This is a genomic window from Streptococcus sp. KCJ4932 (assembly GCF_004352745.1).
Classification (GTDB): Bacteria; Bacillota; Bacilli; order Lactobacillales; family Streptococcaceae; genus Streptococcus; species Streptococcus ruminicola.
Genome location: NZ_SJWW01000011.1, coordinates 1 through 21,001, shown reverse-complemented (window position 1 = coordinate 21,001; position 21,001 = coordinate 1). Strand labels below are relative to the sequence as shown.

General features: G+C 37.9%; 20 protein-coding genes. 2 read left to right on the top strand and 18 right to left on the bottom strand.

Annotated features, from left to right (window positions below; genetic code table 11):
* Window positions 1-53: 53 nt before the first annotated feature.
* Window positions 54-887: an AraC family transcriptional regulator gene (locus E0E02_RS05960; protein ID WP_133018113.1), complete on the top strand. Its 834-nt coding sequence runs from the start codon at window positions 54-56 to the stop codon at window positions 885-887.
* A 45-nt stretch (window positions 888-932) separates the two neighbouring features.
* On the opposite strand, the gene E0E02_RS05955 is transcribed toward E0E02_RS05960, so the two are convergent.
* From E0E02_RS05955 to lacA, 12 genes are all read right to left on the bottom strand, one after another.
* Window positions 933-1,943: an ABC transporter permease gene (locus E0E02_RS05955; RefSeq protein ID WP_133018112.1), complete on the bottom strand. Its 1,011-nt coding sequence runs from the start codon at window positions 1,941-1,943 to the stop codon at window positions 933-935.
* Complete coding sequence (locus E0E02_RS05950; protein WP_133018111.1) at window positions 1,943-2,656, bottom strand: ABC transporter ATP-binding protein; 714 nt, start codon at window positions 2,654-2,656, stop codon at window positions 1,943-1,945. Before E0E02_RS05950 ends, E0E02_RS05955 begins: the two co-directional genes overlap by 1 nt.
* Before the next feature lie 150 nt (window positions 2,657-2,806).
* A complete protein-coding gene (locus tag E0E02_RS05945) occupies window positions 2,807-4,417 on the bottom strand; it encodes a glycosyl hydrolase 53 family protein (protein WP_133018110.1) in 1,611 nt (536 codons plus the stop codon).
* Between the two features lie 23 nt (window positions 4,418-4,440).
* On the bottom strand, window positions 4,441-6,126 hold the full coding sequence (locus E0E02_RS05940) for a PTS lactose transporter subunit IIBC (RefSeq protein ID WP_074564949.1): 1,686 nt from the start codon (window positions 6,124-6,126) through the stop codon (window positions 4,441-4,443).
* Window positions 6,127-6,215: 89 nt separating this feature from the next.
* A complete protein-coding gene (locus E0E02_RS05935) occupies window positions 6,216-6,527 on the bottom strand; it encodes a PTS lactose/cellobiose transporter subunit IIA (protein WP_074965335.1) in 312 nt (103 codons plus the stop codon).
* Between the two features lie 13 nt (window positions 6,528-6,540).
* Window positions 6,541-7,941, bottom strand: coding sequence for a 6-phospho-beta-galactosidase (lacG, locus tag E0E02_RS05930; RefSeq protein WP_133018109.1), 1,401 nt, complete (start codon window positions 7,939-7,941; stop codon window positions 6,541-6,543).
* Window positions 7,942-7,951: 10 nt separating this feature from the next.
* On the bottom strand, window positions 7,952-8,788 hold the full coding sequence (locus tag E0E02_RS05925) for a PRD domain-containing protein (RefSeq protein ID WP_133018108.1): 837 nt from the start codon (window positions 8,786-8,788) through the stop codon (window positions 7,952-7,954).
* Between the two features lie 204 nt (window positions 8,789-8,992).
* A complete protein-coding gene (locus tag E0E02_RS05920) occupies window positions 8,993-9,889 on the bottom strand; it encodes an aldose 1-epimerase family protein (protein WP_133018107.1) in 897 nt (298 codons plus the stop codon).
* 98 nt (window positions 9,890-9,987) lie between these two features.
* Window positions 9,988-10,983 carry a tagatose-bisphosphate aldolase gene (lacD, locus tag E0E02_RS05915; protein WP_133018106.1) on the bottom strand — a complete coding sequence of 332 codons (996 nt, stop codon included), beginning with the start codon at window positions 10,981-10,983 and terminating at the stop codon, window positions 9,988-9,990.
* Between the two features lie 5 nt (window positions 10,984-10,988).
* On the bottom strand, window positions 10,989-11,921 hold the full coding sequence (locus E0E02_RS05910) for a tagatose-6-phosphate kinase (RefSeq protein WP_133018105.1): 933 nt from the start codon (window positions 11,919-11,921) through the stop codon (window positions 10,989-10,991).
* Between the two features lie 11 nt (window positions 11,922-11,932).
* The gene (gene lacB, locus E0E02_RS05905) at window positions 11,933-12,448 is read right to left on the bottom strand and encodes a galactose-6-phosphate isomerase subunit LacB (protein ID WP_074561207.1); all 516 of its coding nucleotides are present in this window, start codon (window positions 12,446-12,448) and stop codon (window positions 11,933-11,935) included.
* A 16-nt stretch (window positions 12,449-12,464) separates the two neighbouring features.
* Window positions 12,465-12,890, bottom strand: coding sequence for a galactose-6-phosphate isomerase subunit LacA (gene lacA, locus E0E02_RS05900; RefSeq protein WP_133018104.1), 426 nt, complete (start codon window positions 12,888-12,890; stop codon window positions 12,465-12,467).
* 298 nt (window positions 12,891-13,188) lie between these two features.
* On the opposite strand from lacA, the gene E0E02_RS05895 reads away from it, so the two are divergent.
* Window positions 13,189-13,959 (top strand): DeoR/GlpR family DNA-binding transcription regulator, encoded by a 771-nt coding sequence (locus E0E02_RS05895; protein ID WP_014293852.1) that lies wholly within the window; start codon window positions 13,189-13,191, stop codon window positions 13,957-13,959.
* A gap of 137 nt (window positions 13,960-14,096) precedes the next feature.
* Here E0E02_RS05895 and ugpC read toward each other — a convergent pair whose 3' ends face one another.
* From ugpC to E0E02_RS05865, 6 genes are all read right to left on the bottom strand, one after another.
* Window positions 14,097-15,230, bottom strand: a complete 1,134-nt coding sequence (gene ugpC / locus E0E02_RS05890; protein WP_039697488.1) for a sn-glycerol-3-phosphate ABC transporter ATP-binding protein UgpC — start codon at window positions 15,228-15,230, stop codon at window positions 14,097-14,099.
* Window positions 15,231-15,330: 100 nt separating this feature from the next.
* A complete protein-coding gene (locus E0E02_RS05885; protein WP_133018103.1) occupies window positions 15,331-16,179 on the bottom strand; it encodes a helix-turn-helix domain-containing protein in 849 nt (282 codons plus the stop codon).
* A gap of 29 nt (window positions 16,180-16,208) precedes the next feature.
* Complete coding sequence (dtd, locus tag E0E02_RS05880; RefSeq protein WP_133018102.1) at window positions 16,209-16,652, bottom strand: D-aminoacyl-tRNA deacylase; 444 nt, start codon at window positions 16,650-16,652, stop codon at window positions 16,209-16,211.
* Window positions 16,653-16,780: 128 nt separating this feature from the next.
* Window positions 16,781-19,003 carry a bifunctional (p)ppGpp synthetase/guanosine-3',5'-bis(diphosphate) 3'-pyrophosphohydrolase gene (locus E0E02_RS05875; RefSeq protein WP_133018101.1) on the bottom strand — a complete coding sequence of 741 codons (2,223 nt, stop codon included), beginning with the start codon at window positions 19,001-19,003 and terminating at the stop codon, window positions 16,781-16,783.
* A 141-nt stretch (window positions 19,004-19,144) separates the two neighbouring features.
* Window positions 19,145-20,008: an ROK family protein gene (locus E0E02_RS05870; protein ID WP_074561203.1), complete on the bottom strand. Its 864-nt coding sequence runs from the start codon at window positions 20,006-20,008 to the stop codon at window positions 19,145-19,147.
* 33 nt (window positions 20,009-20,041) lie between these two features.
* Window positions 20,042-20,755 (bottom strand): GntR family transcriptional regulator, encoded by a 714-nt coding sequence (locus E0E02_RS05865; RefSeq protein ID WP_039697484.1) that lies wholly within the window; start codon window positions 20,753-20,755, stop codon window positions 20,042-20,044.
* Window positions 20,756-21,001 lie beyond the last annotated feature (246 nt).

Below are 21,001 nucleotides of genomic sequence, written 5' to 3'. Positions count from 1 at the left end.
GGTATCATGTTGGGCAAATATGGTAAAATGTTGTTTATAAAGGAGTTGATACTTTGAATGTTCTAAATACCTACAACGAATTTGACACGAATAATTTTGACCTGAACGTCGACCATTATGGTGCTGAGATTTGTGATAAAAACTACTCTTTTGGACCTACTGTTAGGGATAACTACGTCCTTCATTTCATTGTTGATGGCAAGGGAACTTTCAAAATTGATGGCACAACGACTGAACTTAAAACAGGTGATATGTTTATTCTCCCAAAAGGTAAAGTAGCCTTTTACCAAGCCGATGGTGAGCATCCTTGGACTTATCTCTGGGTTGGCTTTAGCGGGTCAAAAGCTGAAAATATTTTGAGCAAAACTCAGCTGCTCGACCACTACTTCTGCCATTCGACGCTTGAGTCTAAAGTTCTTGATCAAATCGTCAAATTAACGCAATTTCGTGACCAAAAACTAGATGATGTGACTGAACTCCAACTGATTGCGGAACTCTATAAACTTCTAGCTTTTCTTATGGAAGAATTGCCAAGTAAAAGCATGTCAGACAGCAATATTTTGATTCAAAACTATATCAAACAAACGAAAAAAATTATCCACACCCAATACAGCAAAACTCTTAAAGTTAGCCAAATTGCAAAAAAACTCAATCTTAATCGTTCCTACCTTTACAAGATTTTTAAAGAAGAAACAGGCTATTCTATCAAAGATTACCTAGGTCAAATCCGCATGGAAAAAAGCGCTGATTTGCTAATCAACACCACTTTTCATATTTCAGAAGTCGCAAACGCCGTTGGCTTTCCTGATGCTCTCGCCTTCAGCAAGGCTTTCAAAAAACATTTCGGACAAAGCCCAAGCAATTACCGAAAAGCGCTGAAAAAATAAAACAAAAAATCTCCCCCAGAACTAAGTTCTTGGGGGAGAAATTTTTTATAATGCCCGATATTTTTTTAAAAAGAAAGTATTCAATAATGTAAAAAGCAAACTAATAACAATTAAAGCTAGCCATTCTAATACAACAGAATTAATAGTCAATCCATCCACCATAACCTTCTTCAAAGCCTGCGCTCCATAATAGATTGGCATAATAAATTGTAATTTTTCTATATGAAATGGCAAAGTCCTTATCGCGATAATTCCTGAATATAGAATTTGTGGCACGATTACAATGGGAATAAATTGTACCATTTGAAATTCAGTATTAGCAAAAATAGCAATGAACATCCCAATCGATACAGCAGAAATAGACAATAAAATAATCGTCAATTCCATCAAAACAAAGTTTCCCTCAAAAGGAACATTTAAGATAAATCGAGAAAATAACAACAAAAGCGTTCCTTGAATAATTCCAAAAGCACTAAAACCAAGTGTATATCCCAAAATTAAGCGTAATTTTGAGACTGGGCTGATTAAGATTCTCTCAAGTGTCCCTAATACCTGTTCTCTCACAAAGGCGATTCCTGAAATGAGGAAAATTAAGAAGAAAGCTACAATAGCAATTAATGCATAAGTTAATTTTTCAAAAGTTGTTTTTAACTGATTTCCATAAAGATAATGAGTAGTCACCCCTGATTGCGGTGATAATTTTTCCTGAGTTTTTTTCAAAATGTCATGTACTTTATTGACATAAAGCGAATTTTCTTCAAGGAAATAAAGCTCTGTTCCTTGGTCAGTATACTTGATATAAGCATCATACTTTCCGGATTTTAGATTCTCATCAATACCTTTTAAATCATCAACAACCGTGACATCTGCATCTTTTTTCAGTAATTTTATAACTGACGGATTCTGACTATTTGTCGCCAATGACAAATGAACATCACTATCTCCTAACAGAAAGAAAAGAAAGGCAGTGATGACCAAAGGAACCACAAAAATCATACTGATGGACCTTTTGTCATGTAAAATCTGCTTAATAACACGTAGGCAAGTTGCAACCATTATTTTGTCACCCCTTCCTCTACTAAAAACAAATTTTCAACATCTGAACCACTCTTTTCAAGTAGTATTTCCATACTATCAGCAGCAATTACTTTCCCATCACGAATGAGGATACCATAATCACAATACTTTACTTCATCCATAACATGAGTTGAAATCAGCAAAGTCTTTCCTTGCTTTTGTAACTGTCGAAATTCTCGCCAAATCTTCTGACGTAAAATAGGGTCAATGCCAACTGTTGGTTCGTCTAAAATTAACAGTTTTGGGTCATTAAGCAAGGTAATTGCTAAAGATAAGCGTTTTTTCATTCCTCCAGAATAAGTTGATACCAACTGTTTAAGGTGTTTTTCTAAATCCAAGAGTTTTGCTAAATAATCAATCCGCTGTTTTATCTCTTTTTTAGTCATTCCATATAATTGACCAAAGAACAAAAGATTATCATAAGCAGATAAATCCAAATAAATTGCATCTGCTTGTGGCATATATCCGATTTGACCAATATCATGTTTATTCAGTTGATGTCCAAAAAGCATTACCTGACCTTGTGTTGACTTTTCTGAACCAGTCATTAATTTCATAATCGTTGTCTTTCCAGAACCAGACGGACCAAGTAAGCAAGTGATATGTGACTCTTTTACTGTCAGATTTATACCATCTAAAACAGTAACCTTTGAAAATTCCTTAACAACATTTCTTAACTCAACACTGTTCATATGAAGCTCCCATATTTTTCATAAATCAAAACTTACTGATATATTGATTCTTACAAGAGCATTATACTACTATATTCAAAAACTTCACTTCTTTACTGCAACTTGCACACAAAAATCCCCCGAGAACTGAATTCTTGGGGGAGGAATGTTTTAATCAACTTTCACTAGTCGGACGTTATCGATATTTAGCCATTTATTGGCTGATGATTTGACGTAAACGCCAACTTCGCATTGTCCGTTTGTGATCTGGATGTTATCAATGGTATAGGTTTTCCAAGTACTTGAGTCTTTGAGAGAGATTTTTTCTTCATTGCCAACGTAGTTTTTGATATAAAGTTCTGCGGTTTCAAGACTTGTATCACCCATAGCATCGATGCTTAATTTATAAGTGCCTGAGCTGAGCTTGCCTACTGTTTGATAGATAGAACTTTCATAAGCTTTATCTGACCAGAAGCTGAGTTTATAACGCGTATTATCATAACTTTCGGTCTTAATAGCTGAGCTTTGTCCATTTTTCCAAATCTTCCAAGATGATGGACTTTCGGTATAACCGTCCCATTCAAAGCTGTTGTTTTGAAGGAGATTCGTTAGATTAGAGTAATTGAAGGCTTTGATACCACGTAAAGCATTTCCTTGGAAATCAAAGACTGCTTGATTTTCCCATTCGTTACCAGTCATATCTGAAACGCCAAGATATGACATCCCTGCTTGTGTGGCCCATGAGATATTGCCGTTATACCAGAGTGGTTCCCAGCAGAAGAAACCAAGTCCATTGTTATTTTTAACGTCCTTAATCTTATCAACCAAGTCTGTCAAAAATTCGTATTGACCATCTTGGCTTGCTTTGTAGCCTCCAGCTGCTTCTTCCGTTGCTGTGAAGGCGTTTGTTTTTTGGTCAAGATTATCAAGAGTATTGGCATAAGCTGTTTCAACTACAACCACTTTTTTATTGTAGCGTTCGCTGATATTATCCATGTTGGCTGAAAGGTCAGCTAAGCTACCATGCCAATAAGGGTAATACGAAATGCCGACAATATCAAAGTCAACGGATTGATTGGTAATCTCATCTAACCACCATTGGAAAGTTGATTGGTTACCGCCGTCTGCTAAGTGAAGCATGATTGGAGTGTTACTACTTTGGGTGTCTTTTACCGCTTGAACACCAGATTTTAGGAAAGTGGCTAGGCGGGTAAATTCTTTTCCATCACCGCCCCAGCTTTTCCCGTAAGGCCATAGCATACCGCTGTTCAATTCGTTTCCTATTTGCACCATATCAGGGTAAATGCCTTTTGCTTTCATCTGATTAAGGACATCAGCTGTGTAAGAATAAACACTTGAATTTAATTGTTCAAAGGATTGATTTTGCCAGGCTTTAGGAAGATTTTGTTTTCCTGGATCTACCCAAAAATCACTGTAGTGAAAATCAAGTAAGACTTTTAAGCCTTTATTTTTAGCACGTTTCGCTAATTTTAGTGTTCTGTTTAAGTCATTCGTTCCAGCACCGTAGGGATTGCCATTTGCATCATAAGGGTCAACCCACAAGCGCAAGCGAACATAGTTGACACCATTATCTTTTAAAATGGTTAGCGGATCTTTTTGAGTTCCATTACTTTTATAAACCGCTCCGCTATTTTCCATTTCATCAAGAATGGAAATATCAGCTCCGTTGATAAAGTCATCGGCTTTGACTAGGCTGGCATTTCCTGCCGTTAAGCCTAGCACAACCGCGCTTACTAAAATCAGTTTCTTTAGCTTTTTCATAATCGTATCCTGCTTTTGTTCTTTTAAGCAAAGTAAGACATTACGAAGGCTACAGCACCTTCTGGGTCACGCGTTAATTTAATGTATTCAGCGCCTTTTGTGGCAGCTAGTTTGATACCAAGGGCATCAGTATCTTTCTTGATATCTTCGTAGAATGAATTAACTTGTGGAGCAAGGACAATCATATCGAAGTTTTTCATGATTTCATAGTGTGAGCCATAAGCACCAGCTGAAGCTGTGATATTTGCACCTGTGGCAGCAGCACCTTCAGTAAGAGCGTTGGCAAGCATAGCACTTGTACCAGCACCAGCACAAAGGACCAAGACGTTAATTGGTTTATCAGTTGTGACTGTTACAGCTGGTTTAGCGTCAGCAACTTCTTCTACAGCTTTGACTGGTTTAACAGGAGTTTCACTTTCTCCAGCAGTTTCTTGCGCAGCATTGGCAGCTTCTTCTTCAAGAAGAGAGGCGTCGTAAGCTTTGATGAATGGGAAGTAGATAACCGCATCAACAGCGATAAGAACAAAGACAAGAACAACAGCTAGAAGGCTAACACCTGTACCAAGAACAAGTCCGATTGGAGCTGGAGTTGCCCAAGGAAGAACGTACATAAAGCTGTTCATCTTAAGCACGTCAACGAAGAATTTGAAAATCCAAACGTTGGCAATCGGTGCCAAAAGGAATGGAATAAAGAAGTAAGGGTTAAGAATAATTGGTGTAGCAAAAAGCAAAGGTTCATTTACCGCAAAGCTGACTGGAATAAATGAGGCTTTACCAACGGCTTTCAATTGTTCTGATTTTGCAAATAGTAAGAATAAGAATGGCACAACAAGTGTGGCACCAGTACCACCCATAGTACCAACGAAGTTACCAAGACCAACAGTCAATACGTTTGAAGCATGTTCACCAGCTTTAAACAATTGAAGGTTAGTTTCAACATTAGCATAGATAATAGCCGCAATGGCTGGTTCTACGATTGATGGACCATGTACACCAACGAACCAGAACAATGCCATAGCTCCCCAGATAATGGCAATTCCAAGGTAACCATCAGCTGCTGTGAACAATGGTTGAAGAAGCGTGATAACAGCTTCCGCAAATGATGTGCCAAAGAAATGACGGATAACTGTATCAATAATTACCGCAGCAAACACTGCAAATGAGAATGGGAAAATGTCACGGAATGTTTGAGAAATAGTACCAGGTACTTCTTTTGGCATCTTGATTGTGATATCACGAAGCACACAGAATTTATAAACATTGACAGTGATGAAGGCTGCTACAAAGGCTGCTAGGATACCTTTTGTCCCCATGTATCCAGTAGCAAGACCACCTTCGATTTCATCAGCACTCAACATCAAAAAGCTGACGATTGAGGCAAGCATGACAGATACCGCATTGATTTTTTTATTGCCAGGCATCTTACGGTTAACAGATTCAGCCAAGCAACGTGCAGTTGTTGATGAAACAAGAAGGGCAACCACACCCATTGAATAGTTGTAAATTTTCCAAAGCCAGTTTGAAAAGTCTTCTGGTAATTTGACACCAAGAACATCTGGAATAGATGCAATCAAGATGAAAATACTAGAAAAGAGAATAGCTGGCATAGCAGCTAGGAAACCATCACGAATGGCACCTAGATAAATGTTTCGAGAAACTTTTTCAAAAAAAGGTTTTCCCTTTTCAATTTGTTGAATGAGTTTGTTCATGATACAACTCCCCAAAAACCTAGGCTTGGCAAATGAGAGGAGATTATACAGTTACCAAGCCCTAGTTTTCTTCCTTTCTTTTTCAAAAATTAACGATTTTTATATAATTCAATAAAATCCGAAATGATATCACGCAACAACAAAGTTGTCATCAAGTGGTCTTGACCGTGAACGAAGATAAAACCAAGTTCCAAATCTTCACCACCTGCTTCTTGAGCTAACAAAGCAGTTTGTGCATTGTGGGCTTTAGCCAAATTGTCATCAGCGTCTTTGAGCGCTTTATCGATATTGTCAAAGTTGCCGGAACGCACTTCTTTGAGTAATTGAAGAAGTGTACTTCTTGCATCACCTGAGTAAGCCACAATTTCAAAACCTAACATTTGTAATTCTTTTTTATCCATTTTCAAAATCCCCTTATTCTACAATTTTTGTATCGCTAATGTGTTTGTACCAATATGCTGACGCTTTTGGATAACGTTTTTGTGTTTCAAAATCCACATAGAACAAACCGTAGCGTTTATTATAGCCATTTGACCATGAGAAGCAATCCATCAATGACCATAAGAAATATCCCTTAACATTAACCCCTGCATCGATTGCTTTAGCAAGTGATTGAAGGTAAACTTTCAAATAATCGATACGCGGTTGGTCCATGATGATGCCGTCATCAAATTCATCTTTATAACCCATACCATTTTCTGTGATGTAGATTTTATTATAGTGTGGGTAATCTGCTTTGATACGAAGAAGCAAGTCATACAAACCTTCAGGATAGATAATCCAGTCCCAATCTGTTCTTGGAATACCTTCTTTGTAAATGCGTTCCCCGATACCTTTGACTTTGTAAACTGATGTTCCTTTGTCACCTGTACCGTTGTGGTGAATAGCATTCTCACCATTGTAGGCTTTGACAAAGTGACATTGGTAATGATTGATACCAAGGTAGTCATTACGGTGACTAGCTTTTTTCATTTCTTCAAAGTCGCTATCAAGGAATTCGTAGCTAGCATTGTTAGCGGCGCAGATTTCTTTAAGCGCTTTCATTGTTTCGTTTGAATAATAACCTAGATAAGTTGCATCAAGTAAGAAACGAATTGATAACGCATCATCTAGGAAAGCGGCATGTTTATCTTCTTCACTATCAGTTGCAGGGTATTTGGTTTCAAGAGAATGAACCACACCAATCTCACCTTGGTAGCCACCATCTTTAAACAAGTTAACCACACGCGCATGCGCATACATCATATTGTGCAAACATTGGATAACTTTTGAAAGGTCATATTTGATTCCTGGTGGGAAAATACCAAGCAAATATTGGTTGGTTGCAACTGGATAGATTTCATTAAACGTACTCCAGTGACGAACTTCTGTGAATTCTTCAAAACAGAATTTAGCGTAATCAACAAAAGCCTCAATCGTGTCACGATTTAGAAAATCACCATTATCAAACAAAACTTTTGGCGTATCAAAATGATGAAGGGTTACAAAAGTTGTGATTCCACGTTTTTCACATTCTGCAAAAACTTTGTGGTAAAAATCAACACCTTCTTGATTAACCTCACCTCTACCATTTGGGAAAATACGACTCCAAGCAATCGATAAACGAAGACCATTGACACCAAATTTTTCACAAAGTTCAATATCTTTTGGGTATTGGTGATAAAAATCGCTAGCCGGATTTGGACTGAAACGTCCTTGTTCTGCTAGGAAATCATCCCAAGCCACAGGTCCTTTACCACCTTCATTTGTTGAGCCTTCAACTTGGTATGCTGCTGTCGCGCCACCAAAAATAAAATCATCAGGTAATTTGTACATTGTTTTCTCCTTATTTCAATAAACGTTGAATATGTATCACCAGATAAACACGTTCACTGCGTGATAAATCCAGCTGCAATTCTTCTTCAATCAAGTTGTAAATGACTCGACCAATTTGATAAGCTTTTGGATAATCTGCTTTAACAAATTCTTCCATACTTATCAAAGATGTTTCATCTTGCTGATTAGTCTGTAATCGATTGATTAGATAAGTAAGGTGAATCATCAAACGGTCGTAAAGATTGCCATTAGCACTACTACGCTTGATACCATTCTTGACTAATTCATCTTCGACTAATTCCAAGACGCGTTTTCTAGCGCTCTCTTCTTTCGTCGCTGAAACATCGTAGTCACCTTTAGCATTAATGAAATGCAGTGCCATGCGCCCAACTTCGTCATCAGGAAAAGTTACTGATAACTTTTGACTCAATATCTCAACAGCTTCTCTTGCCATCTCAAACTCGGTCACGTATTCTTTTGAAATGTCTGGCAAATGACTTTCTTGATAGGTCCCTTTTAATAACTTCTGATAAACAGAATAAACGTGATCGGTAAGCGTGACATACAAATATTCTTGCACAGGGAATTGATGTTTTTTCACCAATTCATCAATCATATTGTAAGTAACCGTTAAGATATCAAGCGGAATGTTTTTCAAGAGCGTTAAAAAGTTTTCTTTAGATTCCTCAGTTTTTAAAGAAAAGACTTTTTCAACTTTATCTGGTGTGATTAAATCACCTTTTCTCTTGTGAAAAACAATTCCTAGTCCCATAACGACAGCCTGTTGCCCTTGTTCATTTTTAACTAGGGCTACATTATTGTTGAGCGCTTGTATAATCCGAAACATTCTACCCCTCCCCAGTGGTTTAGACAAATAAAAAACCACAAACAAGCTAGACTTCTTCCGTCTAGATTATTTGCGGTCTTGCCTAATGTCTTAGTTACAATCCACTCTATTTAATTTCTATGGTTATAATATATCACACATTTTTAGTTTTGTAAACCCTTTCTTGTTTATTTTTTGAGTTTTTTTGTTTGTTTATAAACATTTTCAAAAAATAGTGATAGTATAGGATTTTTCACTCGTTTTTCTGCTATCCACAAAAGTAACCTGACGTTTGTCTTCTAAAACATCACTTTCATCTAAGGATGTTGACAAGCCACTCCAAGGTTCCAAAGCGATAAAAGGACTCTTATTAGCTGTTGACCATAAAATCAAGTTTGGAAAATCAGCAAAGTCTAGTCGCAATCCTTTTGCATGCTTGTGAGATTTCAAAGAAATGCTACGCGAAGCTAAACAGTCCAAAGTAATCGCATCTTTAGCAAACAAAGCATAATCTAGCTCTAGCACTTTTTGGTGATTTAAAAATGGCGTCCGCTTTGTCACATCAAGTAAACCAGTCTCTGGAAAAGTTTCTGGTACTGAGCAAGTTTCTTCTTTTTCAAATTCAAGATAATAATCTTCGTATTCTTCATCATCTAGCAAGGGACAGTTAAAGCCTGGATGTCCCCCGATAAAATACGGCATACGCTTTTCTGACTCACGGTTAGTCACTTGATAAGTCACCTTGATAGTCTTTTCAATTAAGGTATAAATGATTTTAAGTTTAAAATCATAAGGATAATTCGCTAACATATCACTGTCGGGTGTAATGCTAAAAGCGACACTGTCTTCTGATATGGGATGATAGCTAAAATTTTTCTTACGCACCAAGCCATGACGTGGGATGATTCCTGTAAAATGCGGACGAACATTTGGACGATAAATCGCTTCATCATCACGTAAGCTACCACAAATCGGAAAGAGTACAGGTGCCTGTGAACTCCAATATTTTGGATCTCCTTGCCACAAATATTCGATGCCATCTTTATCTTTGATAGAAGATAAAGCTCCCCCAAATTCTTTAAATTGAACTGTCAAGAAATCATTTTTTAATTCGATGACCATAATTTCCTTCCCTTTCTAAAAAAGGGAATGTTCATCCTCACAACCAACATTCCCAGTATCAAAAAACAAAGTATATCAAAGAAGTTTTGCTAATTGCTTTAGGCAAAAGCAACTTCAACTACTTTCTCAGTCCAAGGACTAGCTGTCTTCACAAGCACTTTATTGAGATCTTCAATATTTTTGCGTCCTTGCGTTTGAAGCCATTCACGCGCAGCAGCTTCACCTTGTTCAATATAGATTTGAACACAACCAGCCCATGTCGCACGTCCACAAAGCACACCATTGAAATTAGCACCAGATTCAGCCGCAAATGCTAACGTTTCTTGGAAAAGTTTTGCTGACACACCAGCACTTAGGTAGATGTATGGCAAATGGCTAGCCGCTTCTTGGTCTTTAAAGGCTTGTGCTGCTTCTTCTCTTGTGTAAACCACTTCACCATCCGCAAAACCTTCAACATATTTCATATTGACAGGGACTTCAACTTTAAGCACATCGATACCAAAGCGTTCATCAGAGAAAACTTTCATAGCTTCATTAACTTTATGTGGTTTGACTTTGGCAAATACTGCGCTAGTATTGTCAGAAATGTTTTCATCGTAAGTCAAGATTTCAAGGAAGAATGGCATGTCTTCAGCCTTACATTCATCACCAATGCGTTCGATGTAAGCTTGTTTTTGAAGATTAATGTATTCATCACCATCGACATCGTAGTAAAGCAAGAATTTCACCGCATCTGCGCCTTCTTCTTTAAGGCGCTTAGCTGACCATTCTACCAAACAATCTGGCAAGCGGCTAGTTGTTGTGGCATCATAGCCTGTTTTTTCATAAGCTAGCAACAATCCTGCATTGCTATCTCTGACTTTGCTTGCAGGCAAACCATATTCAGGGTCAAGAAGAATAGATGAGGCATATGGTGTTAATTCTTCAGAAACCAAGGCTTTCAATTGTTCAATTTGTGCAACACTTGGTTCTTCAGTTTGATATTTTGCCATCATGCGCTTGAGAGCCCCACGTTGGTCAAATGCCAAAGCAGAAATTACACCCTCACGACTAAGTTTTTCTAGTAAGTTACGTTTTCCTTGTGTTAATACCATTTTTTCTATACCTCTTCTACCTGAATTTGATTAAATAAATTTTCGTAATGTTTCATATTGACATGCCCAGTCATTTTTTCTTGAGCGTTTAACATCCCAAGAACATTAGCATGGCATAAGAAATCTTTATCTGAAAGGCTGTGAGTAATTGCTGAAGCAATCCCAGCCACTGTCGAATCCCCTGAACCGACCGGATTTACCACATTGATTTTGGGAATAGTGACGCGGTAAAAATGATTGCCATGTTTTGCAAAAGCTCCTTTGCCACCTAGTGATACAACTACCCAATCAATGCCATCAAACAAGTCATCTTGCAAGATTGCTTTTAGTTCTGCTACATCGTCCGTAACCGTTTTTCCAACAAGTTGAGACAACTCTTCAGTATTTGGTTTGATGACAAATGGTTTGTCAGCACCAGCTAAAACAGCTTCTAACGCTTTGCCAGAACAATCTAGCACAACTTTTTTACCTTGAGAATTTGCTAGACTAATCATCTTTTGATAGTAATTATCCTCAAGACCAGCTGGAAGACTTCCTGAAATCGTGATGACATCATATGACGGACAAAGATAGCGAAAATGATTAAGAAAACCATCTGCCTCATCTGGGTCAATCATGGGACCAGCTTCTAAAATTTCTGTTTGCAATCCGTCATGTAAAATCGCAATGCAATTACGCGTTTCACCATGAATCTTAAAAAAGCGGTGATTAATCTGACTTTTATCCAATTGTCTTGTCAAAAAATCTCCTAGCTTTCCACCAACAAAACCCGTTGCTGTCACATGGTCGCCAATCTCTGATAATACTCGAGTGACATTCAAACCCTTGCCACCTGCTGTTTTTCGTGCATCAGCAACACGGTTCACAGTATCCAACTTTAAATCATCCAACGGATAAGAAATATCAATCGATGGGTTCAACGTTACAGTAAGAATCATCTTATTATCTCCTAATCGTGATATTCGCCACGATCCCATTTTTCAAGAAATTCATCAAAGAAATCTGGTGAACTTTGCTCTTCATTAACTGTTTCCACAGCTGCAATTTTTTCAATTAAAGCTTTATTTTCTGCTGTTGGTTTGTACTCAGCCTTGATGAAGGCTTCGATAATATCACACATCAACAATTCACCAGTAATTTTGCCACCAAAACCAATGACATTCGCATTCAACTCTTCTTTGGCATAAATAGCAGTTGTCATATCACGCACTAAAGCTGAGCGAATACCTGGAACTTTATTGACAGAGTTGTTAATCCCAACACCTGTACCACAGATACAAACTCCCAAATCTGCTTGACCACTTGTCACAGCTTCACCAACTTTTTTACCAAAGATTGGGTAATGCGTACGTGTGTGGTCATAAGTTCCACAATCAATAACCTCATAGCCTTTTGATTTCAAAAAGTCTGACACTGCCATTTTTTCTGTTGTTACGATATGGTCACATCCAATTGCAATTTTCATTTTATCTCCCTCGCTCTTAACACATTTTATTTAACATATCGACACGGATTTGGTGACGACCACCATCATAGTGCCCTTCCAAAAATCCTTTGACAATATTTTTAGCTAATTCAACCCCAACAATTTCTGAACCCATGGTAATCATGCGAGCATTATTGTGAGCACGTGTCATGTAAGCAGAGCGTTCATCTGAAACTTCTGCACAAATCATGCCTTTGATTTTTGTAGCTGTCATAAAACTTCCAGCACCATAAGCATCGATCATAATACCAAGATTATCATCAGAAGCATTAACTCCTGCTGCAACTGCAAGCGTATTATCAACAAAATCTTTTTTGACATCTGTAACGTCTTTGACGTCATAAGCATTTTCAAGCAGGTAATCTTTAATAATGTTTTTTAAAGTTTCCCCTGCAGCATCTGAACCAAGAATAACTGTCATTTTAACACCTCAAAATTTTTCTTTTATCTAGATAATTTTTTAAAAACGTTTTTTTATGTTTATATAATAATTCTAAAACAAACATTTGTCAACACGTTTGTTTAATATTTTTTAAAAATGTTTGTTGTTTTGTGTTTGTTTCATTTTGAGAAACTCTCGAAAAATGCTTTAACTTCGGTACTTTTCATGATTGTTACAAAACTGTTTCAAAATGTTTCTTTTTTTTCTTATTTGTTGAGTTACCAGTCTCTTTGTGATATGATAGTGACAAGGAATAAAGAAAAGAAAGGAGATTGACATGCTGAAAAAAGAACGCCTCCAGTGGATTCTTGAAAAAATCAACGTCAAAGGTGTTATTACAGTAAACGACATCATTAAAGAACTTGGTGTTTCTGACATGACAGTTCGTCGTGACCTTGACGAGCTAGACAAAGAAGGCTTATTGATTCGTATCCATGGTGGCGCACAAAGTATTGATACACCAAAAGTAAAACCAAAATACGAAAAATCAAACACTGAAAAACAAGAACTACAAATCGAAGAAAAGCGTGCCATTGCTAAGTTCGCCAGCACACTCATTCAAGAAGGCGAAACAGTCTTTATCGGTCCCGGAACAACGCTGGAACATTTTGCTCACGAACTTGTTGCCAAAAACATCCGTGTCGTGACAAATAGTTTGCCAGTATTCACTATTTTAAATCAAAATAAAAGCACCGATTTAATCTTAACCGGCGGTGAATATCGTGATATTACAGGTGCCTTTGTTGGCTCACTGACTGCTAACTACTTGCAAAACCTCAAATTCTCAAAAGCCTTTGTTAGTGCTAACGGTGTCTTTGGGGATTCTGTAGCTACTTACAGCGAAAGTGAAGGAGAAATTCAACGCATTGCCCTTGATAATGCCTTTGAAAAATTCCTTCTCGTCGACCATGAAAAATTCAATAAATATGATTTTTATGATTTCTACAATGTTAGCAAAATCGATCATCTGGTCACTGATTCAGGTATTTCTGAAGATGCCAAAGAAAAATTTGGTCAATTAACTGATATCATGGTCGCTGACGAATAAGTTTAGACAATAAAAAGTTACTTATCATTTGGTAAGTAACTTTATTTTATGATGAAAACCCAAAAAAGCCCTACGTCGTTAGACGTAAGGCTTTTTGGGTTGTATTCTAGAAGAGTTCTGTTTTGGATAGCGTTAAATTAGCGAATAGCTGCCTCCGTTTCTGGGTCAAAGAAGTGACCTTTGGCAACATTCAATGTCAATTCCACTTTTGAACCTGGTTGGTAAACATCACGCGCATCCGCACGAGCAACAAGTTCAGTGTTACCTACTTTAACGTAAAGCATTGTTTCAGCACCGAGCAATTCAGAAACAGTAACTTCAGCTTCAAGAGTTGCTCCTGGGTATGTTTCACGAGCAAGTGGGTTGTTTGAGATATCTTCTGGACGAATACCGAAGATAACTTTTTTACCATTGTAACCTTTTGTTTCAAGCAATTTCTTTTGACCTTCTGGCAAAGCAATTGTGAAACCTGAGTCACTAACCAAAGTATTATCTTTAACTGTTCCTTCAAAGAAGTTCATGGCTGGACTTCCGATGAAACCAGCAACGAATTTGTTAGCTGGACGGTTGTAAAGTTCTTGTGGTGTACCAATTTGTTCAACGCGACCGATTGTTCCTGAACCGTCAGGATTTTTAGTAGAACTCATGATAACAATACGGTCAGCAAGTGTCATGGCTTCTGTTTGGTCGTGAGTAACGTAGATTGTTGTTGAACCGATACGACGGTGAATTTTAGCAATTTCAGCACGCATTGACACACGAAGTTTGGCATCCAAGTTTGACAAAGGTTCGTCCATCAAGAATACTTTGGCATCACGTACGATAGCACGACCCATGGCAACACGTTGACGTTGACCACCTGAAAGGTCAGCAGGTTTGCGTTCAAGGAATTCTGTCAAGCCAAGAATTTGTGCAGCTTCGCGAACACGTTTGTCAATTTCATCTTTTTTATATTTTCTAAGTTTTAGCCCAAATGCCATGTTATCATAAACAGTCATGTGTGGGTAAAGAGCGTAGTTTTGGAAAACCATGGCAATATCACGGTCTTTTGGTGCTTTATCATTAACGACTTCGCCATCAATTTTAAGTTCACCTTCTGTGATATCTTCAAGACCAGCAACCATACGAAGCGTTGTAGATTTACCACAACCTGAAGGTCCTACGAAAACGATAAATTCTTTATCTTTAATGTCAAGATCGAAATCTTCAACAGCATAGTGGCTTGCATTTGGGTATTTTTTGTAAATATGATTAAGATTAAGTTCTACCATTTTTTAACTCCTTTGATCTATGTGGCTTTATTATAGCAAAGATAACGCTTACACGATATAGACAGGAGTCACAAGATTTTTTGTGCAATGTGCCCAAAAACTAATTTTCCATAATTAAAAGATACGAAAATGCCAAATCATTAAGATTTTTCAAATTCAAGCCTGACAAAAGGCGGAATTTCTCGATTTTATAGTGCAAGGAATTACGGTGAATATAAAGATTTTGTGCTGTTTTGGCAAGATTGCCCTGTTCTTGCCACATGGTCATGATAATCGGTCTGATGTCTTTACTATCATCAATAGCCTGTAACATTTTATGTTTAATAGCTGGCAAATCAAGCTGGTGCGCATAAGCTAGCAGCAACATTTGTGAAAAACTGACTGTTCGTTCATTACCACGGAAATGTCTCATATTGGCAAACAAGCGACTTTCTTCACGGTAAAAAGCTGGCAAATCATCTGCTTGAAATTTACACCAGACATTGCCAAAGAAAATGGTTAACTTTATACCAAAGTCACTTTCCAAAGTCGGTAGCACATCATTGATTAAATCTTCTGCTTCAATCATCTCTTCTTGATCAAGGATGAGTAGTGTTCTGGTCTTTGAGATGACCACCGTCGCAAGTAAATTGGGTAACAAGGTCACAAAAAAATCACACAGTTCTTCTGGCAAGGGTTCCTTGTGATCGATGTAAATGATTTGCAAGGCTTTGTAATCTTTTGCCACACTCAAATCATCTTGAATCAAATAACGGTACCAAGGATTCTCAGTCACCTTGTCTTCTAAAATACCGTCATTTTGCAAAACCAGTAATGCTTTTTCACGCTCACTCAGATTTGCTAGAGGAAGGTAATACGTTTGCCCATTTTCCTCAACAGCTACCCAATCTTCTGCATGCTCAACCTTGCCAGCTTCAACAGCTTCTGGAAACAATCGCTCTAATGACATCTTCCACCTCCGTCCCTTCTTAACTCAACTTAACGAGATTTCGTATCTAAAATAATGGTAACAGGTCCGTCATTGACTAGGCTAACTTGCATGTCCGCACCAAAAACACCTGTTTCAACAGGAACGAATTGAGCAAGTGCTTCATTAAAGTCGAGGTACATTTTTTCAGCTTTATCAGGTTTTGCGGCACCTGTAAATGCCGGACGATTGCCTTTTTTGGTATCCGCAAACAAAGTAAATTGAGACACTGATAAGATACTTCCTTTAATATCTTGGACAGATAAATTCATCTTGCCCATGTCATCTGAAAAGATGCGCATATTAGTGATTTTACGAACAGCGTAAACAAGGTCTTCTTGCTCATCATCTGGTCCTACTCCAACTAACAACAATAAACCTTGATTGATATCTCCAACCAGTTCATCATCAATCGTAACTTGCGCTTCTTTAACACGTTGAATGACTACTTTCATATCTATTCCTTTCTGAAAATAAATTCGCTTTCATTATTGTCATTTTAACATTTTCAGAAAAATAAAAAAAGCACTTACCACATACTCTTTCAAACAAAAAAATGAGCTGATGATACAGCTCATTTTAGTTATCCATTTGTACGTTTGACAGAATAAACGTCTGGGATGATTTTAATTTTATCGACAACAGCAGTCAATTCCGTCAAGTTTGGAATTGTGAAGCTAACGTGGATATTCGCAAATTTCATATCCTTACTTGGTTGGGCATTGACGGTTGAAATGTTCTTAGTGACATTTGAAAGAACTTGAAGGACGTCATTTAGAAGTCCTGAACGGTTAAGACCGTAAATATCAATTTCAGCGATGTAATCATTATTAGCGCTTGTAGCGTCGTCCCATTCGACCTCGATCAGACGTTGTTCATAGCCTTCTTGGCTCTTGATATTGTGACAATCTGCACGGTGAATAGCCACCCCACGACCCTTGGTGATATAACCTTCGATTGGGTCACCTGGCACTGGGTTACAACATTTGGCGATACGCATCAAAAGACCCGAAGCACCTTGGATGATAACGCCATTTTCGCTGCGGACTTTCAAGACTTCTTTATTTTCTGTCTTGATTTCGCCACCATTCATGAGTTCATCTGCTTCTGCTTTCGCTTTAGCGCGTTCTTCTTCGCGGCGTTCTTTTTCTGTTAAGCGATTGAAAACTGCTGCCGCACTAATTTCACCAAATCCAACGGCCGCATAAAGAGCTTCTTCGCTACGAACACTGAAACGTGGCAAAATGGCTTCAAGGTGTTTTTTATCCAAGTATTTGTTAGCCACATAGCCTTGGTCTTGGAAATAATCCACCAAAAGTTCACGGCCCTTGTTGACTGATAATTCCTTATCCTGATTTTTCAAGAATTGGCGGATGCGGTTGCGGGCCTTGTTTGTCTTAACAATTTTAATCCAGTCGCGACTTGGTCCAAATGAATTTGGATTGGTTACAATTTCAACCACATCACCTGTTTTAAGTTTGGCAGTTAGAGGTACCATACGGCCATTAACCTTAGCACCAACAGCCTTTTCACCAACTTGTGTGTGAATAGCGTAAGCAAAATCAATTGGCCCAGAATCTTTTGGCAATTCTTGCACGGCACCTGTTGGGGTGAAGACGTAGATACGTTCTGAAAAAATATCTTGCTTAACTGAATCGACAAAGTCTACCGCATCACCATTTGAGGCGTCTTGCAATTCAACCAACTCTTTAATCCAGCTCATGCCGACAGCTTGTTCTTGGCTATCAACCTTGCCTTTAATCCCTTTTTTGTAAGCCCAGTGAGCAGCAACCCCGTATTCAGCGACTTGGTGCATTTCTTTGGTACGGATTTGAATTTCGATTGGTCCTTTTGGTCCGTAAACAGTCGTGTGAATAGATTGGTAACCATTGGCTTTAGGCGCAGCAATATAATCTTTGAAACGCCCTGGCATTGGACGCCACAATTCATGAATGTAACCAACCATAGCGTAAACATCGCTAGGTGTTTCCATGATACAACGAATGGCAATCAAATCATAGATTTGGTCGAAACGTTTCTTTTTATCACGCATTTTGCGATAAATAGAATAAATGTGTTTTGGACGACCGTAAACGTCTCCGTAAAGCCCTTGCTCTTCAGTGTAATCTTTGATTTTCTTAACGATTTCATCAACCAAAGCTTCACGTTCACGACGTTTTTCGTTCATCATGTGAGAAATCTTGTAGAACTCAATTTCATTAAGGTAACGGAATGACAAATCTTCCAATTCCCACTTGATGCGGCTAATCCCCAAACGATGAGCAAGGGGAGCATAGATTTCCATGGTTTCACGTGAAATACGCGCTTGTTTGTCCTTACGAAGATGCTTCAAAGTGCGCATATTATGAAGACGGTCAGCAAGTTTTACCAAAATGACACGGATATCTTTAGACATGGCCATAAGCATCTTACGGTGATTTTCAGCCAATTGCTCTTCGTGTGATTTGTACTCAACTTTACCAAGTTTTGTCACGCCATCCACGATGATACGCACATCTTTACCAAATTCGGCTTCGATTTCATCTAAAGTAATCTCAGTATCTTCAACAACGTCATGCAAAAAACCACAAGCCACTGTCACCACATCAAGATGAAGATCTGCTAAAATACCTGCAACTTGGATAGGATGGATGATATAAGGCTCGCCTGATTGCCTAACTTGTGAGATATGTGCTTTTGTCGCGTAATCCAATGCTTTTTGAACAATCGCTACATCAGATTTGCTCATATATTGGGCCGTTAGGGCAACGACCTCTTCACCCGTCAAATTCACAATTTTTGCCATAAGGACCTCTTCTTTGCATACAGATTTATATTGTATATTATTTTAACACTAAACGCCCCAAAATACCAATGCCTTATCCATTTTAAAGACTTTGTTTACTAAATAAAAAAGAGGCTTGAAAATTTATCAAGCCTTAAACTATTATTTGCTATTTAAGAAATTAGAAACGGCTCCTAAAAGATTGGCATCGTTTCGGAATTGGCAAGTTTTTACTTGGTATTCTAATCCGTGAGCATCGGTTTTTTCGACCAATTTTTGCAGACGTTTTTCAAGTTCTGGCACCAAATCTTCACGCGCAGAAATGCCGCCACCAATACCGACCAAATCAGGGTTAATGCTGACAAGGCAGTTAAAAATGCCGATAGCAATGACATCATACATTTCTGACAAGGCAGCCTTCGCATCGCTATTGCCAGCATCTGCCAAATCAAATAAATCTTTGCCAGTAAAATCAGTCAAGCCATGTTCTTTAGCATATTTTTTAGCCACGGCAACAGGACTAGCTAGGTTACTAAGCGTAATGCCGTCTTTGATAATCATGAAACCAAATTCACCACCGTAAAGGCTACTTCCTTTGTACAATTTACCATCAAGGCAAACCGCACCACCAATACCTGTCCCAAGGATGAAGTAAATTGATTTTTTGCTGTCTTTTCCGATACCAAATTGACTTTCAGCAAGGCCAGCACAGTTAGCATCATTTTCGATGGTCACAGGTAGGCCAAACATTGCTTCCAATTCATCAATAATCTTGAAATGATGAATGTATGGGATAGCACTAAAGCCTTTAATCACACCTTCTTCAGTATCCACAGCACCAGGGCTAGAGATAGCAACTCCTTTGGTATCAGCATCCGCTAATTCTGTGAAGACACGATGCAAGTTTTCTTTCATTTCTTCCCATGTTTTGGGAGTTGGAAAGGAACCTTTTTTATCAATGGCACTGTCTTGGTAGCGACCATATTTCACAGAAGTTCCACCAATATCAAACACGACTAAATTCATTTTCTTCTCCATTTCTACCTAGCAAAAACACTGCTAGCGGTGTGTTAAAACAATCTCCAATGAAAATTCATCATAACGATGTGTACTAATTGAGTATTCAAACGCAGCTCCATTTGTTAAATAACCCGTTTGGACAGCTACTGCTACTGGGTCACCTTTTTCAAGTGACAAGTAGTCAGCTTCCTCATCCGTCGCACGACGAACAGTAATCGTACGGTGGCCTGATTGAATTTTTAAACCAAGGTCATTTTCAATGTAGTCATAAATCGAATTTTCCACATGCTCGATTTTCAAACCTGTAATCAAGTCGATTGGCATGTAAGTTTCTTCGATAACCGTTGGTTTATCATCAACTAAGCGGACACGATGAATTTTATAAACAAAGCTTGTTTCCTTAATTTTTAGTTTTTCTGCAATTTCCGCGTCTGCTTTCACAACCGTAAAATCAATCACGCGACTTGTAATTTTTTTGTCTGGATAAAATGCTGTTGTCCCCATCATTTGGATATCCATCAACATTTTCTCCATTTTTTCAACTGACAGGTCCATGACAAAAGTCCCTGCCCCACGACGTTTGTAAATCAAGCCTTCTGTAACGAGAATATCTAAGGCTTTTTTGACCGTCATCTTACTAACCTTGTACGTGCGACAAAAATCTTTTTCAAAAGGTAGCTGTTCATTCGGTTGATAAACACCTTCTAAAATTTTCTTACGCACATCATTTGCAATAAGGTTATATTTTTCCATTGCTTCTCCTCTAAATCTAATATATAAACTAATGCATATTATTATCTATATTTTAAACTAGAAGAGCTAAAGTTCCAAATGTTAATTGATAATTTGTTGTAAATGATACTTTTTCCCATAAAATGTAACCATAAAAAATCAAAACAGCCCAGGAGATTTTAAAAGTTGCTCTGATTTTTATGGTTAACTAATAAAATTCTTTAATTATCGGATAATAAATTTGTCAATTAATAAGCTATTCACCTC